General features: G+C 33.4%; 8 protein-coding genes. 2 read left to right on the plus strand and 6 right to left on the minus strand.

What is annotated here, in order from left to right:
• Window positions 1-133 precede the first annotated feature (133 nt).
• Both CAT7_RS05955 and trpS read left to right on the plus strand, forming a co-directional pair.
• Entirely contained in the window at window positions 134-505 is a 372-nt protein-coding gene (locus CAT7_RS05955; RefSeq protein WP_007723164.1) for a DUF3899 domain-containing protein, read from the plus strand.
• Between the two features lie 92 nt (window positions 506-597).
• Window positions 598-1,602: a tryptophan--tRNA ligase gene (trpS, locus tag CAT7_RS05960; RefSeq protein WP_007723165.1), complete on the plus strand. Its 1,005-nt coding sequence runs from the start codon at window positions 598-600 to the stop codon at window positions 1,600-1,602.
• Between the two features lie 48 nt (window positions 1,603-1,650).
• Here trpS and CAT7_RS05965 read toward each other — a convergent pair whose 3' ends face one another.
• From CAT7_RS05965 to CAT7_RS05990, 6 genes are all read right to left on the minus strand, one after another.
• On the minus strand, window positions 1,651-2,670 hold the full coding sequence (locus CAT7_RS05965; RefSeq protein ID WP_007723166.1) for a lipoate--protein ligase: 1,020 nt from the start codon (window positions 2,668-2,670) through the stop codon (window positions 1,651-1,653).
• A 39-nt stretch (window positions 2,671-2,709) separates the two neighbouring features.
• Window positions 2,710-3,456, minus strand: coding sequence for an MBL fold metallo-hydrolase (locus CAT7_RS05970; RefSeq protein ID WP_007723167.1), 747 nt, complete (start codon window positions 3,454-3,456; stop codon window positions 2,710-2,712).
• Between the two features lie 131 nt (window positions 3,457-3,587).
• On the minus strand, window positions 3,588-5,000 hold the full coding sequence (hemG, locus tag CAT7_RS05975; RefSeq protein ID WP_007723168.1) for a protoporphyrinogen oxidase: 1,413 nt from the start codon (window positions 4,998-5,000) through the stop codon (window positions 3,588-3,590).
• A 195-nt stretch (window positions 5,001-5,195) separates the two neighbouring features.
• Window positions 5,196-6,281: a M42 family metallopeptidase gene (locus CAT7_RS05980; RefSeq protein WP_007723169.1), complete on the minus strand. Its 1,086-nt coding sequence runs from the start codon at window positions 6,279-6,281 to the stop codon at window positions 5,196-5,198.
• A gap of 178 nt (window positions 6,282-6,459) precedes the next feature.
• Window positions 6,460-8,118 carry a peptide ABC transporter substrate-binding protein gene (locus CAT7_RS05985; RefSeq protein ID WP_007723170.1) on the minus strand — a complete coding sequence of 553 codons (1,659 nt, stop codon included), beginning with the start codon at window positions 8,116-8,118 and terminating at the stop codon, window positions 6,460-6,462.
• Between the two features lie 180 nt (window positions 8,119-8,298).
• A complete protein-coding gene (locus CAT7_RS05990) occupies window positions 8,299-9,978 on the minus strand; it encodes a peptide ABC transporter substrate-binding protein (RefSeq protein ID WP_007723171.1) in 1,680 nt (559 codons plus the stop codon).
• Window positions 9,979-9,980: the final 2 nt, after the last annotated feature.

Genomic DNA, 9,980 nt, shown 5'->3' on the forward strand with positions numbered 1-9,980 from the left:
ACAACGATAATACGGGTACATTTTGGCAAGATGTTCATTTATCTCTCTTTAAATATATTCATACATTTTTCATAGTATTCCTATATAATATAATTTAGCACTAGTGCATATATACTCTTAAGGAGGAAAAACAGTGAAACAAAAAATAACACCTATCCGCGTCTTTATGGTGTCGCTCCTTTTATGTTTATTCATTGAACTGATTATCTATAAAGAGCTGTCATTTTATCATACTACAAATTTAACTTTTTATGGAGCCTCCCTATTTCTCATTATAGGTCTTTTTGGCGCATCTTTTTCATCTGGTTTTTTTGATTTTTTTAATTATAGTATGCGAAAATTTGCTTTTAATATACGAAATAGTAGACATTCCGATGAAGAATTCACTATTAAACCACTTTCAAAAGTAATCGGCAAAGGGTATAGCTTCTTTTTAAAAGTCGGTTCAGCATTATTAGCAGTTTGTTTGCTTACTTTATTAGCTTATTATCTTATAGAAAGATAATTATTTGGTTCGCATTCTCAACAAAGACTTTAATCCATTAAAAAATAACGTATAATAGTACTCATGTACTTAGAAATAAGGGGTGTAGAAAAATGGAAACAATTTTTTCAGGTATTCAGCCCAGTGGAACTCCCACTATTGGAAATTACATTGGCGCAATGAAACAATTTATAGATTTACAAGAACATTATACGAGTTACTTCTGTATTGTTGACGAACATGCAATTACTGTAGAACAAGAGCCGGCAAAACTTAGACAACAAACAAAAAGTCTTGCTGCATTATACGTAGCTATCGGATTAGATCCAGCTAAAGCCATTATTTTCATTCAATCAGAAGTTTCTGCACATGCTGAAGCTGCTTGGATTGTTCAATGCAATACAAATATCGGAGAATTAGAACGAATGACACAATTCAAAGATAAATCTGCAAAAAATAGTCGGTCTGGTGTTTCGGTTGGTTTATTAACTTATCCTCCTTTAATGGTTGCCGATATTGTTCTTTATCAATCTAACTTAGTCCCTGTTGGAGATGATCAAAAACAACACTTAGAACTAACCCGCGATTTTGTTACTCGTTTTAATAATAAATACGGCAATGGCAATGAATTGCTTACTATGCCAGAAGTAAAAATACCAAAATCTGGTGGTCGTATCATGAGTTTGCAAGACCCTCTGAAAAAAATGAGTAAATCTGATACGAATAAAAAAAGTTTCATTTCAATGTTAGATGAGCCCGCAATCATTCGTAAAAAAATCAAGAGCGCTGTGACGGATTCTAGCGGAATTATCGAATACGATCCTGAAAATAAACCTGGTATCTCTAATTTATTAACAATTTATGCTTCATTTACCAATTTTAGTATCGCTGAACTGGTAGAGCGTTATCAAAATAGCGGATACGGTCAATTCAAAGAGGACCTCGGTGAAGCAATTGTGGCTGTTCTAGAGCCCATTCAAATCAAACATGATGCGTTGCTTAACTCAGATGAGTTGGATTCAATTTTGGATGACGGTGCAATCAAAGCAAACTTAGTAGCTAATAAAACACTTCTAAAAATGAGAAACGCTACCGGTTTAGGAAGAAAAAGAAGATAAAAAAAAGCGAAACAGACAGAATAACAATTCTATCTGTTTCGCTTTTTTTTAATAAATTAAATGTACTAGTTCTTCTTTTGTAATATTTCCAAAATAATTTTTAACATTTATAGCTTCTAAAGCATCGCTAATAGAAGTCACATCATATTTAGTGCCATTCAATACCTCTTCCACATCAGAAATATCTCCTAAACCAAAGAAATCTCCGAAAATACGAATATCTTGAATAAAGCCTTTGTCTACATTCATTTTAAACTCAACAGAACCGATTGAAAAACGATGACGACGAACCAATTCAAATTTTGGTGATTTCCCATAATTCCAATCCCAATTGCTAAAGTAATCTTTAGAAAGTTGTTCAATTTGCTCCCAATCATTATTCGTTAATTGGTATTCCTTAACATCTGCAGCATCATTAACATCAAATATATTTAACAACAAACGATCTCTAAATTCCTTTGTACTCAAAAACTGATAGTCATCAGATAAGTAAGGTTTTATATTGGTCACACGGCTTCTAATGGATTTGATTCCTTTTGATTCAATTTTATCTTTTCTTACTTTAAGAGCATTTACAACTTCTTCAATATCACTATCAAACATGATTGTTCCATGGGCAGTCATTCGGCCATTTTTTGAATACATTGCATTCCCAGAGAATTTTTGTCCATTGATTAACAGGTCATTTCTGCCTTCTAGTTTAGCACCTTCAACTCCCATTTTGTGTAAAGAATCGATAATAGGATCTGTAAACTTACCGAAATCACGAAACGAATCACCATCATCACTAGTAATAAAACAAAAACAAAAAACGCCAAAATCATGGTAGACAGCTCCACCTCCTGAAAAACGACGAACTATATGGATATTATTTTTTTCTACATAGTCTGTATTAATTTCTTCAATCGTATTTTGATTTCTACCAATAATAATTGACGGTTCATTAATATAAAAAAGCAATATTGGTTCATCTAATACCACGTTGTTTAATAAATGGTATTCAATTGCTAGATTAATTGCGGGATCTGTTATCTCTTTCCCATTACGAACATTTTTAACATAATACATTTTCCGTTTCCTCATTTCTAAACTTTTATGTTATGATTCTCAAATCTCAATTGTTAGATCTTTTTCCGCTACTATTATTTCTGTTTTTGGCGCTTCATTGACTGCTTGAGCTTTCAATAATTCTAAATCGCCAACTTGTGGGAGATGTGTTAAAATAACTTTTTTCACCTCTGCGGCTTTGGCTATTCTGCCTACTTCAGATGCGGCCATATGAACACGATGATTTTCCATTCCATTGAATAAATTTGTATCAGCTAATAATATATCAGCATCTTTGCTAAAGGGAATAAATTCGGGTAAATAACCAGAATCTGCTGTATAAACTAACGTTTTACCTGTTTTCATTTCAACAATCTTCATAGCATAACATTCTACAGGATGAAGAGTTTTCATAAATTGTATTTCAAAAGGACCGATAGTTATTTTTTGCTGTTCCTGATAAGCTATCCCTTCACTCACAAGATCCATCGTTAATCGTTTAAAATTTTCGTCATCACCTTGGTGTCCATAAATAGGAAGCATTGAAGCTCTTTCAAGATTATTTTTCATCCGTTTTAATTGACGTGTGAATTGTAAAACACCTAAATCAGCTATATGATCATAATGATAATGAGATAAAATAACAGCATCCAACTCTAAAGGGTCTAGATGATTTTCTAAAGCAATCAAAGAAGCACTTCCAGCATCGATTAATAGATGATAATTTTCTGTTTCTAATAAATAAGAACTTGTACCTGAGTTCTTTGTCGGATATCCACCCCAAAAACCTAATACAGTTAATTTCATTTTCTTCCCTTCCCTCTCTTCTATTTCATCTTATCTTCTCTAACATACCTTACACCAACAAAACAAAGTTTAAAATAAAAAAGACCTTTTTTAATTCTAAAAAGAGTCTTTTTTATTTTTTACAATCTATTTTATTTATCATAAATACAATTTTGTTTTTTTATATGATCAACTATTTTTTTGCTCGCTTTATTCGCTTGACCAATACATTGATTGATGCCAAAACCCTCTAGTCCTATTCCAGAAATATATATTCCTGGATAGTCATGTGCCAGTAATTCAATCATTTCTTTTATATTTTCTTCTTGATCTACTGTGTACTGCGGTATCGCGTTAGGCCATCGTTTTACAATACGATTTATCGGTTTTTCTGTAATTCCAAGTATAATTTCTAAGTCTTTTAAAATTGACTCTTCTATATCTTTATTGCTTAAAGAAACAAGCAAGTCTTCACCTTTTCTACCGAAACTTACACCAATATAGAGATCTTCTTCATCTTTAAGAAATGACCATTTTTTATTTAAAAATACAATTGACGTGACAAAAGAATCACTTCTTCTTGGAGTAACTACGCCAAATCCTTTTGGCTCATTTTTTATAGCTTCTTTTTTAAACTTAAACAAAATATACCCGATAGATGCAGTTTCAACTTGATCAAATACTTGTCCAAAAACTTCATTGTTTAATATTTTTGAATATTCAGTTACAGGTGTTGCGATAGAAATGGCTCCAACTCGCACCTGTTCTTTTCGGTTGATATCTATAATATACGTACCTTCAGTGCCTTGCTTGATTTCAAAAACTTTCTTGCTAGTTTGAATATGAGGTTTTAGGATTTCGATTAATTTATCTGTCAAGACGGCTAACCCTTTTTGAAAAGTAACATAGTTACCAGAACCATCTAACAACTCAGGATGATATTTAATCGCCTTTGAAAGATTGCCATATTTCTGCTCTAATGAATAAATAACTTCTTTAGAAGACTTGATTCCCATTTCATCTAAATCACTAGCGTAAATCTTAGAGAAAAAAGGTTCAACTATGTGTTCAACCAATTCTTCTCCAAACCTACTTTTTAGATACCGACTCATTTCAATATCTTTTACCAAGGGTTTTACAGGAAATAGACTATCTTTAAAGCTAGCCACTTTTCCGTGAAAAGTTAATAAATCATTTTTCCAGATATCCATTTTCCTTACTGGAATGCCTTTATAGGTTGGATAATCAAGACTATGTAACTTATTATAAAAAAAGATATCAGGTTTATTGCCTTCACTATAGATCAATTGGTCTGCAAGGCCCAATTCTTCAATGAGCTCCATCGCTTCAGGATAGCGGATATCAATAGATTCAGCTCCTAAATCAAAGTAGTTGTCTTCTACCTTCATGGTATAGATTTTACCGCCTATTTTTAAAGACGACTCTAGCAAGACAAGCTCAAAAGGCAACTGTTCTTTTATAATTTGTTGCTGAATTCGATAAGCAGTAACTAACCCTGTTATTCCTCCACCTATTACCGCAATTCTTTTTTTGGCTCTTTTCACCTATTCCCCCCCTTTCTGATTGAATCATTACTAGTTATTTTACTAGTTATTTTGCTAAAAGGAAATGTTATTCTAGTTTATCTAATAAAGATTCGTCAAAAATTCATTGATTTGTCATAAAGAAACGATTCAACAAAAATAGAAACAAGCTGAATTGCATAAAATTGCACTATCCATTCCAGCTTATTTTTATTGTTAATTAGCGTATTTGATTTTTTCAACTGTTTTAGCATCTAATCGTTTAATGACTTCTGTTACTAATTTCACCGTATTTAAATAATCATCTTCATGGATAACTGAAGTATGTGAATGTAAATAACGTGTTGCTACAGTAATTGCTAATGCTGGTATACCATTTTTACTTACGTGTTGACTTCCTGCATCCGTTCCTCCACCAGCGATAACAGTATATTGGAAAGGAATATTTAGTTCTTCTGCAATAGTGACAACAAAGTCACGCAACCCTTTGTGAGCTACCATAGAAGCGTCATAAATGATGATTTGAGGCCCTTTTCCTAGTTTAGAATCTGCTTCTTTTTCAGTCATACCTGGAGTATCTCCCGCTGTACCCGTATCAAGTGCAAAGGCAATATCTGGATCCACTAAATGGGTCGCTGTTTTTGCTCCTCTTAGCCCAACTTCTTCTTGTACATTTCCGACTGCAAATGCTTTATTGGGATGTCCTTCAGCTTTTAAATTTTCTAATACTTTCAAAGTAACCGCTGTTCCAATACGATTGTCCCAAGCTTTTGCTAAGATAAATTTCGATCCATTTAAACGTCTAAACTCAGTATATGGTGTTACCATATCACCTGGTTTAATGCCCCATTCCATCGCTTCCTCTCTAGAAGAAGCTCCAATATCAATAAACATATCTTGAATATCATAAGCCTTATTACGTACTTCAGCAGTTAAGACATGTGGTGGTTTACAACCAGTTACACCGTGAATCGTTTTATTTTTTGTTGTTGTAATTTCAACTTGTTGAGCTAGCATAACTTGTGCCCACCAACCACCAATCGTTTGAAACTTAATAAAACCTTCTTCTGTGATTTTAGTTACCATAAAACCAACTTCATCTAGGTGACCAGCAAACAATACTTTAGGTCCGGTTTTATCGCCAACACTTTTCGCAATCACACTACCTAATCCATCAAAAACGATGCTGTCTGCATTTTCTTTTGCATACTTTACAAATACTTCTCTGACTTGTCCTTCATTACCTGCAATTCCTTTTGCATCAGTCAATTCTTTTAACATTTGTAGTTCTTTTTCTTCCATTATATTGGCCTCCAATTAGTTTATTCATTAATTATACCATTGTTTTTTCAAAAAAGTTTTCTTAATCTTAATTTTGCTATCATCCACCCAGCAAATTTTATTATTGCTTAAAAAGAAAGAGCCTAGACTTTTGTCCAGACTCTTTCTTTTATTTAATACCCATTTTTTTAAGGATTAATTATTTTGTTACAGATGTCCATTTTAGAGACCATTCTGCCCCAACTAAATAAGTTGTAAAATCTTTGACATAGTCTTTTTCTAAAACAGCGTAAGCTCTTTGATAAATTGGTGCAATACCAGCATCATCCATCAATACTTTTTCTGCATCAAGCATATCTTCCCAACGTGAATCTAGATCAGTTACATTTGTTTGAGCACTTTCAATTAATGCATCATAATCTGCACTGTTGTATCCAGATTTATTATTCCCGTTCTCTGATTGGAATAATTCTAAGAAGTTAATCGGATCAGCATAATCTGCTCCCCATAAAGATAATTGAATATCATAATCTTGATTACTATTAGCATCTAGACGCACTTTGAAAGGCACGTTTCTTAATGTAATTTCTAGACCAGGTAAGTTTTGTGTTAATTGTCCTTGTAAAAACTCAATTGATTTTTTAGCATTTTCTGTATCGTCACTTAAAATTTCTAATGATAAAGAATCTACTCCCAATTCTTGTAAGCCTTTTGCAAAATATTCTTGAGCTTGTTTTTTATCAAATTTTAGCAAGTCTCCATTTTGTTCACGGTAGTCTTCACCAGTCGCTGGATCAACTGCTAATGATTCTGGTACAAGTCCATTAGCTGGAATAGAACCATTTTGAAGAACAGTATCAACGTATGCTTGTTTATCAAACGCCATTGCTATCGCTTTACGAATATTTTCGTTTGCTAAAGCAGTTTCTTCTCCATTACGCTCTTGATTAAATTTAAGATATGCTACAGTAGATGTTGGTTGAGTTTTTAAGTCTGGATTACCTTGTTGTGTTTGAACGTAGTCACCTGATAATATCATACGATCAATTGAACCAGTATCATATAAATTCAAAGCAGTTGACGTTTCTTTGATGACATCGATGTTTACTGCATCTAGTTCAACAGCATCTGCATCCCAGTAATCTTCATTTTTATTCATTACCCAGCTTAAGCCAGTTCCATCCCATTCATCTAGTACAAATGGTCCGTTATAAAGAACATGATCACTATCTGAAGCGTAAGCATCTCCTTGTTCAGTAACATAAGCTTCATTTTGTGGGAAGAACATTGATAATGTTGTCAAACTTTCAAAATAAGGAACAGCTTTTTCTAATTGAATTTCTAATGTTTTATCATCAGTTGCTGTAATACCTAATTCAGTTGGTGCCATTTCACCTGTTAAAATAGCTGTTGCATTTTTTACGACTCCATCAATCATATAAGAGTACTCTGCAGCTGTTTCAGGATTTACTAAGCGTCTCCATGAGAAAACAAAATCATTAGCTGTCACAGGGTCCCCATTTGACCATACAGCGTCTTCTCTAATTTTAAATGTATAGGTTAATCCATCTTCACTAACTTTTGGTTCTTCTGCTGCCATTCCTAATACAAGTTCACCATCTGGTCCTTGACGGTATAACCCTTCATTAACATTGTTCATTACATTGAAACTAACAGCATCAGTTGCTAATGCTGAATCCATTGTTGGTAATTCAGCTGACTCAACTAAGTTCAATACTTGTCCGTCGCTTCCTGTAGTCCCTTTTTTAGATTCTTCTGAATCTCCGCCACATGCTGCTAATAAACTAACAGAAGCAAGTGATAATCCCATTAACTTAAGATATTTTTTCTTTTCCACTTAATTTCCTCCTAATGAATCATAATAAACTTTTATTATAAATTATTCATAACTTCTTCATTTTATCATCATTTAAAAGAGAGAGAAACGAGTATCGGTGTACTCTCATAGTAATTTTATAGTTCTCACATAATAAACACAAAAAAAGAGCGAATAAGAATTCGCTCTTTTTTGTAAAAATTATTCTTTTCCTTCAATTGAAGCCCATTTGAATGACTTATCTGCACCTGTTAAGTGAGTAGTGAATCCTTTAAGGTAATCTTTTTCTAAAACAGCGTAAGCACGTTGATAGATAGGTGCAATCCCAGCAGTTTCCATCAAGACTTTTTCAGCTTCTAACATATCTTCCCAACGTCCTTCTAAATCAGACACGTTCGTTTGAGCACTTTCAACTAATGCATCGTAATCAGCATTAGAGTAGCTAGATTTATTGTTTCCATTTTCTGAATGGAACAATTCTAAGAAGTTGATTGGATCTGCATAGTCAGCGCCCCAACCAGACATTTCGATATCGTAATCTTGTTTTGTATCAGCCTCTAAACGTACTTTAAACGGTACGTTTCTTAGATTGATTTCCAATCCAGGAAGATTGCTCGTTAATTGTGCTTGCATAAATTCTAATGCTTTTTTAGAATTTTCAGAATCATCACCTAAAATTTCTAATGTTAGAGAATCAACGCCCAATTCTTTTAGTCCTTTTTCCCAATATTCTTGAGCTTGTTTAACATCAAAAGTTGATAAATCACCGCTTTGTTTACGGAAATCTTCTCCTGAAGCTGGATCAGTAGCTAATTCTGCTGGAACTAACCCATTAGCTGGAATAGAACCATTTTGAAGAACAGTATCTGCAAAGGCTTGTTTATCATATGACATTGAAACTGCTTTACGAATATTTTCATTAGCTAAAGATGTTTCTTCACCATTACGTTCTTGGTTGAATTTAAAGTAGAAAACAGATGAAGTTGGTTGAGTTTTCAATTCAGGATCGCCTTGTTTTGTTTGGACATATTCACCTGATAAAGTAATACGATCAACTGCTCCCGTGTCGTATAAGTTGATGGAAGTAGAAGTTTCTTTAACTACGTCAACATTAATTGTATCTAACTTCACAGTATCTTTATCCCAATAATCTTCATTTTTGTTTAATACCCAGCTTAAGCCAGTGCCATCCCATTCGTCTAAGACAAAAGGACCATTATAAAGTACAGCATCACTATTTGTTGCATACTTATCGCCTTGTTCAGTTACAAACGCTTCATTCTGTGGCAAGAACATTGGAAGTGTTAATAAATCTTTGAAATAAGGAACAGCTTTTTCTAATTGAATTTCTAATGTTTTATCATCAACAGCTGTTGCTCCTAATTCTGATGGTTCCATCTCTCCAGCTAAGATTGCAGTAGCATTTTTTACGACTCCATCAATCATATATGAGTACTCAGAAGCTGTTTCAGGAGTTGCTAAACGAGCCCAAGCATAAATAAAATCATTGGCTGTCACAGGATCACCATTAGACCAAACTGCATCTTCTTTAATTTTAAAAGTGTACGTTAAACCATCTTCACTAACTTCAGGTTCTTCTGCAGCCATCCCTAATTCTAATTCGTTTTCTGGATTTTGACGATACAATCCTTCATTTACGTTGTTTAAGACAGTTCCACTTACTACGTCGGTTGATTTTGCAGAATCCATATTTGGCAATTCAGCACTTTCAATTAAATTAAGTACTTGTTCTTCACCTGATCCAGATGCTTTGTTTTCAGAACTTGCTTTTTCCCCATCGTTACCGCTCCCACAAGCTGCCAAAACTAATGCAGATGTTGCAGTTAAACCTAATAAACTGATCAATTTATTTTTTTTCATTT

Origin of the sequence: Carnobacterium sp. AT7 (assembly GCF_000171855.1) — a bacterium.
GTDB lineage: Bacteria > Bacillota > Bacilli > Lactobacillales > Carnobacteriaceae > Carnobacterium_B > Carnobacterium_B jeotgali.